The following is a 16,339-nucleotide window of genomic DNA, read 5'->3' as shown; positions in this document are numbered from 1 at the left end:
TGATACCCTGAACCCCCTTGATAACCCGTAATCACTGCATGTCCATCGTCCTCACCCCGGCCCAGAACCGATTCCTGCGCGGCATGGCCCACGATCTGAAAGCACTGCTGCAGATCGGCGGCAAGGGGGTCACCCCCGCCTTCCTGGCGGAACTGGACGAGGTGCTGGAACGCCATGAACTGATCAAGGTGAAGATCGCCGCCGAGGACCGCGAGGCGCGCGAAGCGATGGTCGCCGAGCTGGTCCAGGCCAGTGGCGGCGCGCTGGTCCAGCGCATCGGCCATGTCGCCGTCCTGTACCGCCCGGCCCGGGAAAAGCGCCAGATCGTGCTGCCCCGCGGCTGATCCGCCGAGACGCGAACGATGCAACTGAGCCGCGAACTGCCCGACTACATCTATGCCCTGCGCTCGGCCGACGGCCATCAGGCCCGGGTCAACGACCGGACGCTGGCGCGCAGCTTCATCCTCGCCCCCGACCAGTTGATCGAGGACTGGGCAGTGGCCGCGGCCGGCCAGCTCAGCGTGGCCGACCTGGCGCCGGCACTGGAGCAGAACCCGGCGGTGTTCATCCTCGGCACGGGCGAGCGCCAGGTGTTTCCGCCGGTGGAAGTCATGGCCGCCTGCCTGACCCGCGGCGTCGGCATCGAAGTGATGAACAACGCGTCGGCGGCGCGCACCTTCAACGTGCTGGCCGGCGAAAACCGCCGCGTGGTCGCAGCCTTCATCCTGGACGCCCCGGGCAGCTGACGCTGCACCGTCGACAGCCGGAGGCCGCGGCGGGCACGACCGGCGGCAGCGCGCCCTCACCCGTGTCCAACGCCCTGGCTCCGGGTCAGCGCAGGGGCTCGCCCTTGAGCCAGCACGCCAGCAGCAGCGCCACGGCCACGCCCGCATTGCAGGCGACGAAGCGGAGCGGAGCGGCCGCCGGCGGGAAGACCACGAAGCTGGCAACCAGCAGCGCGGCCGCGCTGGCGTAGGCGAGCCACCCCTGCCACGCAAGCGGCCAGCCCCAGCCCCACCCCAGCTCCTTGGCGGCGAACCAGTAACGGGGTCTGTCCATGCTGTTGCTCCTTGGTCGATGACGGGCGCGCATGCATGCCCCGTCGCTGTCACGCCACGGCCTCCGGTGCGGCACACCCGTCAGTCAGGCGGATACCCGACGATCCGGCCGCGACCCGCATTCCATCCCGCCAGGGCTCGGCAGGCGGGCCGCCCGCCTGCGGCCCGGACGCCATGGCTTACCTCTGCGGCAGGTATTGCAGCGGATCCACCGGCTTGCCGTTGTAGCGGATCTCGAAGTGCAGCATGTCGCGCGAGGTGCCGGTGCGGCCCATTTCCGCGATCTGGTCGCCGGCCTTGACGTTCTGCCCCTCGTTGACCAGGCGCTTGCGGTTGTGGCCGTAGGCCGACAGCCACTGTTCGTTGTGCTTGATGATGATCAGTTCGCCGTAGCCGACCAGGCCGGCACCGGAATAGACCACCACCCCCGGGCCAGCCGCGCGCACCGCCTGCCCGCTGCTGCCGGCGATGTCGATGCCCTGCTTGGTGGTCTCGCCGGCGACGAAGCGGCCGACCAGCGCGCCGTCGGCCGGCCAGCGCCAGCCGATGCCGCTGTTGGCCGGCGCCGGCGTCGCCACGGGCGGCGGTGCCGATGGCCGCGCGGCCGACCCGCTGCTGCCCGTGGCCGGGCGCGACGCGCCCGTGCCCCCCGGATACAGGCGCAGCGTCTGCCCCGGATAGATCGCGTTCGGGTTGGACAGGCCATTCCACGCCGCCAGGTCGCCGGGGGTGATGTTGTGGATGCGGGCCAGCGCGTACAGCGTGTCGCCCCGGCGCACCACCGCGGTCTGCCCCGGCTTGGGCACCGACGTGCGCGGCGCGGCCGCGGCCCTGGACGAACTACCGCCGGAAGGCTTGACCACCGTGGCGGTGCCGCAACCGGCCGTCATCGCCACCAACAGCAGCGCCGCCATGCCGGCGACCGCCCTGGAAGCGCCCTTGATCCCTACCTCTGCATTCATGCGAATTTCGCCCTCCATACCAGCCAGCCCACCAGGCCGACGACCAGCGCGGTCGCGATCCAGCCCAGCGGTTCGATCCAGCGTCGCAGCGCATCGGCCGCACGCGCACCGCCGAAGCGGATCACCGCCGCCAGCACGTACACGCGCTTCCCGCGCCCGACCAGCATGCTCAGCACGTACTGTGGCAGCGGCACGCCGACGATACCGGAAGCCCAGGTGAACACCTTCATCGGAATGGGCATGAAGCCACCCAGCACCAGGAAGGTGAACACCGCCCACGGCGATTCGACCATCTTCGCCTGCAGCGTGGCGATGCCCGCCTCGATGCCCGACAGCATGCCCAGCGCGGCGAACAGCGGCTTTATCGCCTCGAACGCATAGTGGCCCAACGCATAGCCGACCATCGCGCCGACCATCGAACCGGCCAGGCTCAGGGTGGCGAAGCGCCAGCCCTTGCGCGGCTGCGCCACGCACATCGGCATCAACATCACTTCCGGCATCACCGGGAAAATGATGGCCTCGATGAAGCTCAGCACCGTCAGGTAGGTGGGCGCACGCTTGTGGCTGGCCCAGTACAGCGCGCGGTCGTACAGCGGCCCGAATATCTTCATCGTCGCGAGGTTCCCGTGTGTCAGTCCAGCATGCCCGACAGCAACGGCACGAAACTGACCGGCGCCAGTTCCTCCTGCACGATGCCGTCGGCCTGCCGGGTAAGTTGCAGCAGCACCTGCCCGCCGGGGCCGCCGACCGGCGCCACCAGGCGGCCACCAACGGCCAGCTGTTCGATCAGTGCATCCACCAGCGCCGGTGCCGCGGCGGTGACGACGATGGCGTCGTAGGGGCCATGCTCGGGCCAGCCGATGCGCCCGTCGTCGTGTTTGCTGCGTACGTTCATCCCCAGCTGCCGCAGGCGCTTGCGGGCCTGCCGCAGCAGGTCGCCGATCCGCTCGACGGTGAACACCTCCAGGCCGACCGCGGCCAGGATCGCCGCCTGGTAGCCCGAGCCGGTGCCCACTTCCAGCACCGTCCTGGGCGCCACCTGCAGCACCGCCTCGGTCATGCGCGCCACCACCCACGGCTGGGAGATGGTCTGGCCATGGCCGATCGGCAGCGCGGTGTCCTCATAGGCGCGCGAGGCCAGCGCCTCGTCGATGAACAGGTGCCGCGGCACCACCCGCACCGCGTTGAGCACGCGTTCGTCGCCGATGCCCACCTCGCGCAGGCGATCGACCAGGCGGTCGCGCACCCGCTGCGAGGTCATGCCGCTGCCGACTGCTTCCGGGGAAAGGCGCAGCCGCGGGGTCATGCCCGCGGCCCCAGCGTGGCGGACAACCCGCCCACCCAGCTGGCCACCTTTTCCAGCGCCTCGTAGCGGGTGAGGTCGACCTGGATCGGGGTGATCGAGATATGCCCGGTACGCACCGCGTGGAAATCGGTACCGGGGCCGGCATCCTGCTCGGAACCGGCCGGACCGATCCAGTACACGGCATTGCCGCGCGGGTCGGTGGCCGGGATGCAGGCCTCGGCGCGGTGGCGGTTGCCCAGCCGGGTGACCTCGAACCCGCGGATCTGCTCCCATGGCAGGTCCGGCACGTTGACGTTGAGGATGGTGTCGGCGGGCAACGGGTCGGCCTTCAGCCGCGCCACGATCTCGATGGCCGCACGCGCCGCGCTGAGGAAGTTGCGGGCCTCATGGCGCTGGGTGACCAGCGACACCGCCACCGACGGCAGGCCGAGGAAGCGCCCTTCCATCGCCGCGGACACGGTCCCGGAATAGATCACGTCGTCGCCGAGGTTGGCGGCATTGTTGATGCCCGAGACCACGATGTCCGGCTCGTGCTCCAGCATGCCGGTCAGCGCCAGGTGCACGCAGTCGGTGGGCGTTCCGCTTACCGCGCAGGTGTAGTGGTCGATCCGGCGCAGCCGCACCGGCTGGTCCAGGGTGAGGGAATTGCTGGCACCGGAACGGTCGCGGTCCGGCGCCACCACGGTGACCTCGTGGCCGGCATTGCGCAGCTCCTCGGCGAGCATCTTGATGCCGGGGGCGTCCACGCCGTCGTCGTTGCTTACAAGTACGCGCATTGAAGACCTGAATCGCTGAATCCATGACGGCGCCACTGCAGCCGCGCCGTCCACCGCCATCCCGGCGGCGTGCTGCACGCCGGCCGGCATGGCCCGATCCGGCATGATACCGGAATGCGCCCACCGCCTTCCCGTGACGCCCTCCCCATTGCCGCAGCCGTTACGCTATGCGCATGTCGCACCCAGAAGACGAAGACGACGGCGCCCTGTTCCGCTCGGCCATCGGCGAGGTAACGCCGCTGCGCAAGGTGGAGGTGCCCGCCATCACCCGCCCGCGGCCCAGGCCGCGCGCGCGCATGGCCGAACAGGACGAGGCCCAGGCGCTTGGCGAGTTCGCCCGGCTGCTGCATTCCAGCACGCCGCTGGAAGCCGGCGACGTGGCCAGCTACCGCCGCGACACCCTGCCCGCACGCATGTTCCAGCGGCTCAAGCGCGGCCAGTACTCGGTGCAGGACGAACTGGACCTGCATGGCGCCGGCGTCGCCCAGGCCGAGCAGCTGCTGCGCGAGTTCCTGCTCGAGGCCCATGCGCACGACCACGGCTGCGTGCGCATCATCCACGGCAAGGGCCTGCAGTCCGATGGCGGCGCGCCGGTACTCAAGAACCTGGTGGACCGTCTGCTGCGCCAGCGCAACGACGTGCTCGCGTTCCACTCCGCGCCGCCGGCGCAGGGCGGTACCGGCGCGGTGCTGGTGCTGCTGGCGCGACGCTGAGCGCGGCCAGGCGGGTGCAGCCCGCCTGCGCACCGCGAAGACAGCCGCGGGCTTACTCCGCCGCCGGCGCCGCGGCGCGGCTGGCGTCGGCCACGGGCCCCAGTTCATGCAGCACCGCGGTGGCGTAGCACCCTGGCGGCAACGCGAAGGCGAGCTCCAGTACGTCGTCCTGCAGCCAGGCATGCCGCATCAACGCCGGGCGCAGCCGCAGCGCGCGGCGCTCCTGCTTGAGGCCGGCCTGCTCCAGTCCGGCACGCAGCGCCAGCGCCTGCTCATCGGCCAGCGCCGCCTGTTCCAGTGCCAGCGCCGCGCCGGCAGCGCGCAGTTCGCCCGCGCCCCACAACGGCCCGCTGGGGTGGATGTCGAACCGCGCCAGGCGTTCGGCCAGCGCCTCGCTCATCGGCTCTGGACCGAACACCGAACGGCTGCCGTCGAGCATCCACACCTCGCCCTCCAGCGCACCGTCCCAGTTGCCCTGCTCCACCCGCGCGGCGAGCACCCGGTTGAACAACGCCGAGCGCGCCGCCGACAGCAGCATGGAGCGCTGGTCCTTGCGCACCCTGCGGCCGCCGAACATCGCCAGCGCCGCCGGCACGTTGCCACCGTCGCGACCGAAGCGCTGCTCGCCGAACCAGTTGGGCAGGCCGCGCGTGGCGATGGCCTGCAGTCGCGCCTCGATCGCCGCCCGCTCGCCCTGCACGCCGCGCAGCACCAGCGTGAAGCGGTTGCCGGCCAGCGCACCGCGCTGCAGCTTGCGGTTGTGCCAGGTGGAGGCCAGGACATGCACCTCGTCCGATTCCAGCAGCGCCAGGTCCGGCGCAATCCGCTTGGGCAGGTGCACGCTGAAACGCTGCGTGGTCACCGCGTGCCGGTCCTTCTGCCCGGCATAGCTGACCCCCATTTCCGGCACGCCGGCCCACTGCGCCAGCTGCCTGGCCACGGCCACGGTGTTGGCGCCGCGCTTGCGGATGTCCAGCAGCAGGTGCTCGCCCTCGCCGCTCGCCTCGAAGGCGGGCAGTTCGTCGACCTGGAAGTCCTCCGGCACGCTGCGCATCGACGCGCTCAACACCGGGGCGCCATAGGCAAGGGGAAGATCCATCATGTCGGTCCTGAACAATGGCCCGGCTCGCCTGCAGCGGCCGCGCCGGTGACGGCGGGCCCGCCGGGCACGCCGTGCGGGGGGAGGCGATGCTGCCGGCGGAGCGCCGGGCAGCGCCCGGTCGCGACCGATGACACGCCTGCGGAATGGGAATTATGCGGGAAGCAGCAGCACCACCGCCTGCGCGGCGATGCCTTCCTCGCGGCCGGTGAAGCCCAGTCTCTCGCTGGTGGTGGCCTTGATGCTGACCCGGTCCAGCGCAACGCCCAGCAGCTGCGCCAGCGTTTCGCGCATCGCAGGCGCGTGCGGGCCGACCTTGGGCCGCTCGCAGATCACGGTGATGTCGGTGTTGCCCACCTGCCACCCGCGCTCGCGCAGCAGGCCGTTGCAGTGGCGCACGAAATCGCTGCTGTCCGCGCCCTTCCAGCGGTCGTCGCTGGGCGGGAAATGCTGGCCGATGTCGCCCAGCGCCAGCGCCCCCAGCATCGCGTCGCACAGGGCGTGCAGGATCACGTCGCCGTCGCTGTGCGCGAGCACCCCGCAACGGTGCGGCACGCGCACGCCGCCGAGCATGACGTGGTCGCCTTCGCCGAAGGCGTGCACGTCGTAGCCCTGGCCGATGCGGATGGGAGGAAAGGCGGGAGGATTCATGGCGTCGGATCAGGTTGTCGTTTCGGGCCCGGCGCGGGATTCGCCGGACGGGATTCAGCCACGCCGCGACAGCTCGAACTCGAAGCGGGCCAGGTCGGCCGGCGTGGTGACCTTGAAGTTGCACTCGTCGCCTTCGACCAGCAACGGCCGCGCGCCCTGGCGCTCCATGGCCATGGCCTCGTCGGTCACCTCGACACCGGCGCCGGTCGCTTCCAGCAGGGCACGGGTCAACTGGTGGCGCCGGAACAGCTGCGGCGTGAGTGCGCGCCACAGCCGCTCGCGCGGCTCGGTGCGGTCGATGCCGCCGTCGTCGCCGGCGCGCTTGAGGGTGTCGCGTACCGGCGCGGCGAGGATGGCGCCGACCGGGTCGGCACGCCCCACCTCCAGCAGCCGGCCCAGGTCGGCGGCCGGCAGGTTCGGGCGCGCGGCGTCGTGCACCAGCACGAAATCGTCGGCGCGCACGCTTTCCGGCAATGCCTGCAAACCGGCCAGCACCGAGGCGGCGCGGCTGTCGCCGCCGGTGCAGGTCAGTACCGGCTTGCCGGCGAAGTCATTCCAGCCCGGCCAGTCGGCATCGTTCTCGGCAATGGCCACCATCACCCCGGCCACGCCCGGGTGCGACAGCAGCGCCTCCAGCGCATGCGCCAGCAACGGTTCGCCCGCAGCCAGCAGGTATTGCTTGGGCACGGGCCCGCCGAAACGGGTGCCGCGGCCGGCGGCCGGCACCACGGCCCAGACCTGGGTGGTCATGGCACGACCTCCTGCGTCGCGGCATCGTGCGTGCCGGGCTGGGCCACGCCCGGCCGCGCGGCCGGCGCGTCCTCGACCACGCGATAGAACTTCTCGCCGGGCTTGATCATGCCCAGTTCGCTGCGCGCGCGCTCCTCGATGGCGGCCTCGCCTTCCTTGAGGTCCTTGACCTCGGCGGCGAGCGCGTCGTTGCGCTGCTGCAGGCCTTCGTTGTCCCGCTTCTGGTTGCTGACCTGGGCCTCGAGCATCATCACCTCGCCCGAATTGCCCGGCCCGAACCAGAAGCGGTACTGCAGCAGCGCCAGCAGTACCGCGAGCACCAGCAGCAGCCAGCGCCAGTCACGCATCGGCGTCAGCGCTTGAGCGAGACGAACGCGTCACGCCCGGCGTAGCGCGCGTTGCCACCGAGGGCTTCCTCGATGCGCAGCAGCTGGTTGTACTTGGCCACGCGGTCGCTGCGGCACAGCGAGCCGGTCTTGATCTGGGTGGCGGTGGTGGCCACGGCGATGTCGGCGATGGTGGTGTCCTCGGTTTCGCCGGAGCGGTGCGAGACGATCGCCGCGTAATGCGCCTTGTCGGCCATGGCGATCGCTTCCAGGGTCTCGCTCAGGGTGCCGATCTGGTTGACCTTGATCAGGATGGCGTTGGCGGTGCCCGACTCGATGCCTTCGGCGAAGATCTTCGGGTTGGTGACGAACAGGTCGTCGCCGACCAGCTGCACCTTGCCGCCGATGCGCTGGGTCAGCAGCTTCCAGCCGGCCCAGTCGTTCTCGGCCAGGCCGTCCTCGATGGTGATGATCGGGTACTGCGTGGTCCAGTCGGCCAGGAAATCGACGAACTGCTCGGAGGTCAGGCGCTTGTTCTCGCCGACCAGGTTGTACTTGCCGTTCTCGTAGAACTCGCTGGAGGCCACGTCCAGGCCCAGCAGGATGTCCTCGCCGGCGGTGTAGCCGGCCTTGCCGATGGCCTCCAGGATGGTGTCCAGCGCCTCGACGTTGCTGCGGAAGTCCGGCGCGAAGCCGCCTTCGTCGCCCACCGCCGTGCTCAGGCCGTGGCCCTTGAGCACCGACTTGAGCGCATGGAAGATCTCGGTGCCGGCGCGCAGCGATTCGCCGAACGAGCCGAAGCCGACCGGCAGCACCATGAATTCCTGGAAATCGACGTTGTTGTCGGCGTGCGCGCCGCCGTTGATGATGTTCATCATCGGCACCGGCAGCGACGGCGTGGCGCCGGTCTTGCCGGCCAGGTACTGCCACAGCGCCTGCTTGTTCGAAGCGGCGGCGGCGTGCGCGGCGGCCATGGAAACGCCCAGCAGCGCGTTGGCGCCCAGGCGGCCCTTGTTCTCGGTGCCGTCCAGGTCGATCAGGCGGCGGTCGAGCCCGGTCTGGTCCTGCGCATCGAAATCCTTCAGCGCCGCGGCGATCGGGCCGTTGACGTTGGCCACCGCGTCGCGCACGCCCTTGCCCAGGTAGCGGGTCTTGTCGCCATCGCGCAGTTCCACCGCTTCCTTGGTGCCGGTCGATGCGCCCGAGGGCACGGCGGCGCGACCAAACGAGCCGTCGGCCAGGGTGACTTCGGCTTCCAGCGTGGGGTTGCCACGGCTGTCGAGGATTTCACGGGCGTGGATCTTTGCGATGTTGGTCATGGTTGATTGGGGTCGGGATGGGTAAGTGAGGATTCCACGGCGGCCAGCTGGGCGGCGGCGCTGGGGGTCTTGTCCAGGCGAAAGGTACCATTCATCGGCACGATCCGGTCGCCCCGCGCCTGTGGTTTCATCGCAAACAAAACATAGTCCCCACCTTGCTGCAGCGCGACCTCGCAGCTGGTGGGGCCGTTGCGGATCAGTGCATCGACCGGAACCTCTCCCTTCAGCAGGCGGTTCACGGTGAAGCGCACGGAAGGCGCGGGCGGCACGAAGAACCCGCCATCGGCCGTGGTAAACATGCGATCCGTCTCAGCCCGCTCCCTGGCGGTCAGGCGCGCGACATGATCCACGTGGATGACGGCGACGATGTCTGCGGCGCGCGCGGCGTCGGCAGGCGCGGGCGTGGTCATCGGCGGGTCGGTGGCACATGCGCCGGCATTGCCCGCCATCGCCACAAGCACGCCGGCAACGGCAAGAGCGGCCCGTTTCACGCGGGTCGCTCCTGCGCGGACTCGCCGCTATCGGCCATCAGAGCGCGCTCTCCAGGAACCCGTTCTTCTTGGTGATCGAATCCAGCGCCAGCAGCGTTTCCAGCAGCGCTTCCATCTTGTCCAGCGGCCACGCATTGGGGCCGTCGGACAGCGCCTTGGACGGATCGGGATGGGTCTCGGCGAACAGGCCGGCCACGCCGACCGCCACCGCCGCGCGCGCCAGCACCGGCACGAACTCGCGCTGGCCGCCGGAACTGCTGCCCTGCCCGCCCGGCAACTGCACCGAATGGGTGGCATCGAACACCACCGGGCAGCCGGTGTCGCGCATCACGCTCAACGAGCGCATGTCGCTGACCAGGTTGTTGTAGCCGAAGCTGGCGCCACGCTCGCAGACCATGATGTCGTGGTTGCCGGTGGAGCGCGCCTTCTCAACGACCGGCTTCATGTCCCACGGCGACAGGAACTGGCCCTTCTTGATGTTCACCGGCCGCCCGGCACTGCACACCTTCTTGATGAAGTCGGTCTGGCGCACCAGGAACGCCGGGGTCTGCAGCACGTCGACGACCGAGGCCACCTCGTCCATCGGCGTGTATTCGTGCACGTCGGTCAGCACCGGCACGCCGATCTGCTTCTTCACTTCGGCCAGCACCTTCAGGCCCTCTTCCAGCCCCGGGCCGCGGAAGCTGGTGCCGGAGGTGCGGTTGGCCTTGTCGAAGCTGGACTTGAAGATGAAGTTCATCCCCAGCTTGCCGGTGATTTCCTTGAGCTTGCCGGCGGTATCGAGCTGCAACTGCATCGACTCGATCACGCACGGGCCGGCGATCAGGAACAGGGGGTGGTCCAGGCCGACTTCGAATCCGCAGAGCTTCATTCAACTACCTCGTGTTTGAAGCCCCTCTCCCGGCGGGAAAGGGGTTGGATGAGGGGCCGGGGCCAGGCCCTTGCGGAACCGGGAACCCAGGCCTTCGCCGGCCTCCCGTCCGCCGCTACGGTGCACCTTCCCCCGCGGGAGAAGGCGGAAACGAGCGTCAGGCCCGCGCTTCCTTCAACAGCTTGCCGCCGGCCTTCTTCTCGCGCGCGGCGCGGATGAAACCAATGAACAGCGGGTGCCCTCCGCGCGGCGTAGACAGGAACTCCGGGTGCGCCTGGCAGGCCAGGAACCACGGATGCACGTCGCGCGGCAGCTCCACCACTTCCACCAGGGTGTCGTCCATCGACTTGCCGGAAATCACCAGCCCGGCGTCCTCCAGCTGGGTGCGGTAGCGGTTGTTGAACTCGTAGCGGTGGCGATGGCGCTCGGCCACCACGTCCTTGCCGTACAGCTCGCGCGCCAGCGTGCCCGGCTTCAGCCGCTGCTCCTGCAGGCCCAGGCGCATGGTGCCGCCCAGGTCGGACTTCTCGTCGCGCTTCTCGACCTCGCCGCTGGCGGTGCGCCACTCGGTGATCAGGCCGATCACCGGGTTCGGCGTCTGGCGATCGTTCTCGGTGCTGTTGGCGCCTTCCAGCCCGGCCACGTGGCGGGCATAGTCGACCACCGCCGCCTGCATGCCGTAGCAGATGCCGAAGTACGGCAGCTTGTGCTCGCGGGCATATCTGGAAGTCAGCACCTTGCCCTCGAAGCCGCGGTCGCCGAAGCCGCCGGGCACCAGGATGCCGTCCACGCCCTCGAGCGCGGCCATGCCGCCTTCTTCCAGGTCCTGCGCTTCCAGCCACTTGAGGTTGACCCGGGTGCGCTGGCGCAGGCCGCCGTGCTTGAGCGCCTCGCCGACCGACTTGTAGGCGTCCTGGTGGTCCACGTACTTGCCGACCACGGCGATGGTCACCTCGTCCAGCGGGTGCAGGGCCGCATCCAGCACCGCCTCCCACTCGGACAGGTCGGCCGGACCGGCCTTGTCGGCGAGCTTGAGCTGGTTGACCACGATTTCGTCCAGGCCCTGCGCATGCAGGCCCATCGGTACGCGGTACAGCACGTCCACGTCCGGCACGCTGATCACCGCGCGTTCGGAGACGTTGGTGAACAGCGAGATCTTGCGCCGCTCCGAATCGGGGATGGCCTGCTCGGAGCGGCACAGCAGCACGTCGGGCTGGATGCCGATCGAACGCAGTTCCTTGACCGAATGCTGGGTCGGCTTGGTCTTCAGCTCGCCGGCGGCGCCGATGTACGGCACCAGCGTCAGGTGCATGAACAGCGCCTTCTCCGGGCCGCGCTCGGTGCGCACCTGGCGGATCGCCTCCAGGAACGGCAGCGACTCGATGTCGCCGACGGTGCCGCCGATTTCCACCAGCGCCACGTCGTAGCCCTCGGTGGCCTCGTCGATGCAGCGGCGGATCTCGTCGGTGATGTGCGGGATCACCTGCACGGTCGCGCCGAGGTAGTCGCCACGGCGCTCCTTGCGGATCACGTTCTCGTAGATGCGCCCGGTGGTCACCGAGTTCTTGCGGCTCAGCCGGGTGTGGACGAAGCGCTCGTAGTGGCCCAGGTCCAGGTCGGTCTCGGCACCGTCATCGGTGACGTAGACCTCGCCGTGCTGGAAGGGACTCATGGTGCCCGGATCGACGTTGATGTACGGATCCAGCTTCATCATCGTGACCTTCAGGCCACGCGCCTCGAGGATGGAGGCCAGCGACGCGGCGGCAATGCCCTTGCCAAGCGAGGACACCACACCGCCGGTAACGAAAATAAGGGGGGTCATGGCTCACTTGCCTCCCGGAAAGCCCTAGTTTAAAGGTTGTCGCGCGAACACCCAAGCACCGGATGCGGCGACCTCGGAAAATCCTGCCCGCGGCGCGCCGGCCCTGCGGCCCGGCCGCCACGGGGCCGTAACAAAAAAAGACGCCCCGGCCTGCGCCGGGGCGTCCACGTACACCGGGAAACCCGCATCAGCGACGCTTGCGGGCTTCCTCTTCTTCCTCTTCGCGCGGGGCCGGCTGCTCGCCCCTGGCCTTATCCTGGGCGGCGGCGGCGGCGCGGCGCTTGGCCTTCTGCTCGGCCTCGCTCTGCGCCTTGTCGGCGGCGGCATTCTGGGCGGCCTCGCCCGTCCTGGCCTTGTCCGCGCTCTGTGCCATTACCAGCGGCACCGCCACGACGGCGGCGGCGGCCACGGCCAGAACCAGCAATTTCGACGATTTCATAGTCATCCTCCGGAGTTCTCGCCGGCACATGGGGCGCCGGCTGCGCACTTTCCAGCGCCCACAGGATACCCCTGCCCGCCCCTCCCGGCACTGAACACCGGCGTGCAAATTTCCCCGGCAGACCGCAAACTTGCCCGTCGCATCAGCGCCTTATCGAGATACATGAACGCCCGCTACAACGCCGCCGACATCGAAGTCCTCTCCGGCCTGGACCCGGTCAAACGCCGCCCAGGCATGTACACCGACACCGCGCGCCCGAACCATCTGGCGCAGGAAGTCATCGACAACTCGGTGGACGAGGCGCTGGCCGGGCACGCGAAAACGGTCGAGGTCGTGCTGTTCAAGGACGGCAGCTGCGAGGTCAGCGACGACGGCCGCGGCATGCCGGTGGACATCCACCCGGAGGAGAAGATCCCCGGCGTCGAGCTGATCCTGACCCGGCTGCACGCCGGCGGCAAGTTCAGCAACCGCAACTACACCTTCTCCGGCGGCCTGCACGGCGTGGGCGTTTCCGTGGTCAACGCGCTGTCCACGCTGGTGGAGATCCACATCAAGCGCGAAGGCAGCGAGCACCGCATCAGCTTCCGCGACGGCGACCGCGCCAGCCCGCTGGAAGTGGTCGGCTCCGTCGGCCGCAGGAACACCGGCACCCGGTTGCGCTTCTGGCCGGACCCGAAGTATTTCGACACCCCCAAGTTCAACGTGCGCGCCCTGCGCCACCTGCTGCGCGCCAAGGCGGTGCTGTGCCCGGGCCTGACCGTCCGGCTGACCGACGAGGCGACCGGCGAGACCGAGACCTGGTATTACGAGGACGGCCTGCGCGATTACCTGAAGACCGAGCTGGGCGAACGCGAAATGCTGCCGGCCGACCTGTTCGTGGGCGTCCTGAAGAAGGAGACCGAGGCGGTGGACTGGGCCGTGGCCTGGCTGCCGGAAGGCGAACTGGTGCAGGAAAGCTACGTCAACCTGATTCCCACCGCCCAGCACGGTACCCATGTCAACGGCCTGCGCACCGGCCTGACCGAGGCGCTGCGCGAGTTCTGCGATTTCCGCAACCTGCTGCCGCGCGGCGTCAAGCTGGCGCCGGAAGACGTATGGGACCGGGTGTCGTTCGTGCTCTCGCTGAAGATGACCGACCCGCAGTTCAGCGGCCAGACCAAGGAACGCCTGTCCTCGCGCCAGGCCGCCGGTTTCGTCGAGGGCGCCGCCCACGATGCCTTCAGCCTGGCCCTGAACCAGAACGTGGAAGTCGGCGAGAAGATCGCGCAGATCGCCATCGAGCGCGCCAGCGCGCGCCTGAAGACCGAGAAACTGGTCGTCCGCAAGAAGGTCACCCAGGGCCCCGCCCTGCCCGGCAAGCTGGCCGACTGCATCAGCCAGGACCTGTCGCGCACCGAGCTGTTCCTGGTGGAAGGCGACTCGGCCGGCGGCAGTGCCAAGCAGGCCCGCGACAAGGATTTCCAGGCGATCCTGCCGCTGCGCGGCAAGATCCTCAACACCTGGGAAGTGGCCTCGGGCAGCGTGCTGGCCTCGGAGGAAGTGCACAACCTGGCCGTGGCCATCGGCTGCGACCCGGGCAAGGACGACCTGTCGGGCCTGCGCTACGGCAAGGTGGTCATCCTGGCCGACGCCGACTCCGACGGCCTGCACATCGCCACCCTGCTGGCTGCGCTGTTCCTGAAGCATTTCCCGGCGCTGGTCGCCGCCGGCCACGTGTTCGTGGCGATGCCACCGCTGTTCCGCGTGGACGTGGGCAAGCAGGTGTTCTACGCGCTGGACGAGGAAGAAAAGCGCTCGCTGCTGGAAAAGGTCGAGCGCGAGAAGATCCGCGGCCAGGTCAGCGTCACCCGCTTCAAGGGCCTGGGCGAGATGAACCCGCAGCAGCTGCGCGAATCCACCATCCACCCCGATACCCGTCGCCTGGTGCAGTTGACCGTGGACGACGACGAGCAGACCCACTCGCTGATGGACATGCTGCTGGCCAAGAAGCGGGCCAGCGACCGGAAGGGGTGGCTCGAGAGCAAGGGCGACCTGGCCTCGCTGGAAGTCTGATCCCGGCCCGGGTGGCGGCTGTCGTGGCGACGGCGCAGGCGCCCTGACGCGGCCGCCGTCATGCCCGGCCCAGCGCTGGAGATCGCCCGCCGGCCCCGCCTCGCGCCCGGGATTGCACCCTTGGGCCGGCCCTGCATGGCTTTGGGCACATTTGCCGCTCCCGTCACGGGCCTAGGATCGTCCGCTCCCCGATCCTGTGGTCATCCGCATGAAACACCTGCTGTACGTGGCCGCGCTCGGCGCCGGCCTGCTGTTCGCCGCGCCCGCCCCGGCCAGACCCGCCGCCGACGCCGGTGAAGACAAGGCCGCTGCGGCCGCTCCCGCGGCGCTGCCGGCCGATGCCTCGGTCCGCCAGAGCATGCGCCTGGAAGGCCGCACCCTGGACTACACCGCCACCGTCGGCTCGCTGCCGGTGCGCGATGCGCAGGGCAAGGCCATCGGCGATGTGGTGTTCACCGCCTACACCATGCCCGGCAAGGACCGCCCGGTCACCTTCGCGCTCAATGGCGGCCCCGGCGCCTCGTCGGTGTACCTGAACCTCGGCGCGGTGGGCCCGAAGGTGGTGGCCTTCGGCAGCGAGGGCGACAGCGCCTCGGCGCCGGCCACGCTGCGCGACAACCCCGGCACCTGGCTGGACTTCACCGACCTGGTGTTCATCGACCCGATCGGCACCGGTTTCAGCCGTTCGCGCATTCCCGACGAGGAGGCGAAGAAACGCTTCTTCAATCCCACCGCCGACATCGAGTACCTGTCGCGGGCGGTCTACGACTGGCTGCTCAAAAACCAGCGCATGACCTCGCGCAAGTACCTGGCCGGCGAGAGCTACGGCGGCTACCGCGGCCCGCGCATCACCCATTACCTGCAGACCCGGCTGGGCGTGGCGATGAACGGCCTGGTGCTGGTCTCGCCGTACCTGAGCCCGACCCTGGAGGACAACAGCGACGTCTCGCCGATGGCCTGGATCCAGACCCTGCCCTCGATCGCCGCCGCGCACCTGGAGCGCCAGGGCCGGCTCACCGATGCGGCGATGCGCGAGGTGGTCGAGTACACCCGCGGCGACTACGCCACCGCGCTGATGAAGGGGCGCTCAGACCCGCAGGCGACCGAGGCGATGCTGCGCCGGGTCACCGAGCTGACCGGCCTGGACCCGGCATTCGTGCGCCGCGCCGGCGGCCGCCTGGAAACCCAGGCCTACCTGCGCGAGGTGTTCCGCGACAAGGGCACGCTGGGCAGCCGCTACGACTCCAACGTCACCGCCTTCGACCCGTTCCCCACCGACCCCGGGCAGCGGGCCAACGACCCGTTGCTGGACAGCATCATCGCCCCGACCACCACCGCCATGGTGGACTTCGTCACCCGCGTGGTCGGCTGGAAGGTCGACGCCCGCTACAACGCGCTGAGCTACGAGGTGAACCGCCAGTGGGACCGCAATGGCGACCTGCGCGCCGGCGCGGTCACCCAGCTGCGCCAGGCCGTGGCCATCGACCCGCGCCTGCAGGTGCTGATCGTGCATGGCTGGAACGACCTGTCGTGCCCGTTCATGGGCTCGATCCTGACCGTGGACCAGATGCCGGCCATGGGCAGCGACCCGCAGCGGGTGCAGGTGCGCAGCTACCCGGGCGGACACATGTTCTACAGCCGCGCCGACAGCCAGGCCGCGTTCCGCCGCGACGTGCGCGCCATGTACCAGCGCAACTGAAGCCG

19 protein-coding genes are annotated in these 16,339 nt (G+C 69.6%); 5 read left to right on the top strand and 14 right to left on the bottom strand.

Going from position 1 to position 16,339, the window contains the following annotated elements; translation table 11 throughout:
• The first annotated feature begins 38 nt into the window (after positions 1 to 38).
• On the top strand, positions 39 to 344 hold the full coding sequence (yhbY, locus tag F0P95_RS10325; protein WP_056932407.1) for a ribosome assembly RNA-binding protein YhbY: 306 nt from the start codon (positions 39 to 41) through the stop codon (positions 342 to 344).
• Positions 345 to 362: 18 nt separating this feature from the next.
• Positions 363 to 746 carry an Mth938-like domain-containing protein gene (locus F0P95_RS10320; RefSeq protein ID WP_054664774.1) on the top strand — a complete coding sequence of 128 codons (384 nt, stop codon included), beginning with the start codon at positions 363 to 365 and terminating at the stop codon, positions 744 to 746.
• Positions 747 to 831: 85 nt separating this feature from the next.
• On the opposite strand, the gene F0P95_RS10315 is transcribed toward F0P95_RS10320, so the two are convergent.
• From F0P95_RS10315 to surE, 5 genes are all read right to left on the bottom strand, one after another.
• Positions 832 to 1,059 carry a hypothetical protein gene (locus F0P95_RS10315; protein WP_182334159.1) on the bottom strand — a complete coding sequence of 76 codons (228 nt, stop codon included), beginning with the start codon at positions 1,057 to 1,059 and terminating at the stop codon, positions 832 to 834.
• 178 nt (positions 1,060 to 1,237) lie between these two features.
• Positions 1,238 to 2,038, bottom strand: coding sequence for a peptidoglycan DD-metalloendopeptidase family protein (locus F0P95_RS10310; protein ID WP_182334157.1), 801 nt, complete (start codon positions 2,036 to 2,038; stop codon positions 1,238 to 1,240).
• Positions 2,017 to 2,631, bottom strand: coding sequence for a YqaA family protein (locus tag F0P95_RS10305; protein WP_182334155.1), 615 nt, complete (start codon positions 2,629 to 2,631; stop codon positions 2,017 to 2,019). Before F0P95_RS10305 ends, F0P95_RS10310 begins: the two co-directional genes overlap by 22 nt.
• Before the next feature lie 20 nt (positions 2,632 to 2,651).
• A complete protein-coding gene (locus F0P95_RS10300) occupies positions 2,652 to 3,326 on the bottom strand; it encodes a protein-L-isoaspartate(D-aspartate) O-methyltransferase (RefSeq protein ID WP_056932410.1) in 675 nt (224 codons plus the stop codon).
• Positions 3,323 to 4,102: a 5'/3'-nucleotidase SurE gene (gene surE / locus F0P95_RS10295; protein WP_182334152.1), complete on the bottom strand. Its 780-nt coding sequence runs from the start codon at positions 4,100 to 4,102 to the stop codon at positions 3,323 to 3,325. Before surE ends, F0P95_RS10300 begins: the two co-directional genes overlap by 4 nt.
• Before the next feature lie 173 nt (positions 4,103 to 4,275).
• Here surE and F0P95_RS10290 point away from each other — a divergent pair, with 173 nt between their 5' ends.
• The gene (locus tag F0P95_RS10290; protein ID WP_182334151.1) at positions 4,276 to 4,815 is read left to right on the top strand and encodes a Smr/MutS family protein; all 540 of its coding nucleotides are present in this window, start codon (positions 4,276 to 4,278) and stop codon (positions 4,813 to 4,815) included.
• Between the two features lie 52 nt (positions 4,816 to 4,867).
• Here the strand turns inward: F0P95_RS10290 and truD are convergent, their stop codons facing one another.
• The 9 genes from truD to F0P95_RS10245 all read right to left on the bottom strand — a co-directional run bounded on the left by truD (position 4,868) and on the right by F0P95_RS10245 (position 12,583).
• Positions 4,868 to 5,917 (bottom strand): tRNA pseudouridine(13) synthase TruD, encoded by a 1,050-nt coding sequence (truD, locus tag F0P95_RS10285; RefSeq protein ID WP_182334149.1) that lies wholly within the window; start codon positions 5,915 to 5,917, stop codon positions 4,868 to 4,870.
• A 150-nt stretch (positions 5,918 to 6,067) separates the two neighbouring features.
• Positions 6,068 to 6,565: a 2-C-methyl-D-erythritol 2,4-cyclodiphosphate synthase gene (gene ispF / locus F0P95_RS10280; protein ID WP_182334148.1), complete on the bottom strand. Its 498-nt coding sequence runs from the start codon at positions 6,563 to 6,565 to the stop codon at positions 6,068 to 6,070.
• Positions 6,566 to 6,619: 54 nt separating this feature from the next.
• Positions 6,620 to 7,315, bottom strand: a complete 696-nt coding sequence (ispD, locus tag F0P95_RS10275) for a 2-C-methyl-D-erythritol 4-phosphate cytidylyltransferase (RefSeq protein WP_054664755.1) — start codon at positions 7,313 to 7,315, stop codon at positions 6,620 to 6,622.
• The gene (gene ftsB / locus F0P95_RS10270) at positions 7,312 to 7,662 is read right to left on the bottom strand and encodes a cell division protein FtsB (RefSeq protein WP_182334146.1); all 351 of its coding nucleotides are present in this window, start codon (positions 7,660 to 7,662) and stop codon (positions 7,312 to 7,314) included. The genes ispD and ftsB overlap by 4 nt, the downstream gene beginning before the upstream one ends.
• Positions 7,663 to 7,667: 5 nt before the next feature.
• Positions 7,668 to 8,960, bottom strand: coding sequence for a phosphopyruvate hydratase (gene eno / locus F0P95_RS10265; RefSeq protein ID WP_182334144.1), 1,293 nt, complete (start codon positions 8,958 to 8,960; stop codon positions 7,668 to 7,670).
• Positions 8,957 to 9,451, bottom strand: coding sequence for a hypothetical protein (locus tag F0P95_RS10260; RefSeq protein ID WP_182334142.1), 495 nt, complete (start codon positions 9,449 to 9,451; stop codon positions 8,957 to 8,959). The genes eno and F0P95_RS10260 overlap by 4 nt, the downstream gene beginning before the upstream one ends.
• A gap of 37 nt (positions 9,452 to 9,488) precedes the next feature.
• Entirely contained in the window at positions 9,489 to 10,322 is an 834-nt protein-coding gene (gene kdsA / locus F0P95_RS10255; RefSeq protein WP_182334140.1) for a 3-deoxy-8-phosphooctulonate synthase, read from the bottom strand.
• A 157-nt stretch (positions 10,323 to 10,479) separates the two neighbouring features.
• Positions 10,480 to 12,144, bottom strand: coding sequence for a CTP synthase (pyrG, locus tag F0P95_RS10250; RefSeq protein WP_182334138.1), 1,665 nt, complete (start codon positions 12,142 to 12,144; stop codon positions 10,480 to 10,482).
• Between the two features lie 187 nt (positions 12,145 to 12,331).
• Positions 12,332 to 12,583 carry a hypothetical protein gene (locus F0P95_RS10245; protein ID WP_182334136.1) on the bottom strand — a complete coding sequence of 84 codons (252 nt, stop codon included), beginning with the start codon at positions 12,581 to 12,583 and terminating at the stop codon, positions 12,332 to 12,334.
• Positions 12,584 to 12,745: 162 nt separating this feature from the next.
• Between F0P95_RS10245 and parE the strand changes: the two genes are divergently transcribed.
• Both parE and F0P95_RS10235 read left to right on the top strand, forming a co-directional pair.
• Positions 12,746 to 14,635, top strand: coding sequence for a DNA topoisomerase IV subunit B (gene parE / locus F0P95_RS10240; protein ID WP_182334134.1), 1,890 nt, complete (start codon positions 12,746 to 12,748; stop codon positions 14,633 to 14,635).
• A 208-nt stretch (positions 14,636 to 14,843) separates the two neighbouring features.
• The gene (locus F0P95_RS10235; RefSeq protein ID WP_182334132.1) at positions 14,844 to 16,334 is read left to right on the top strand and encodes a S10 family peptidase; all 1,491 of its coding nucleotides are present in this window, start codon (positions 14,844 to 14,846) and stop codon (positions 16,332 to 16,334) included.
• Positions 16,335 to 16,339: the final 5 nt, after the last annotated feature.

The organism is Stenotrophomonas acidaminiphila (assembly GCF_014109845.1).
Classification (GTDB): Bacteria; Pseudomonadota; Gammaproteobacteria; order Xanthomonadales; family Xanthomonadaceae; genus Stenotrophomonas; species Stenotrophomonas acidaminiphila.
The sequence above is the reverse complement of the archived record's forward strand: the minus strand, read 5'-3'. Positions and strand labels throughout refer to the sequence as shown.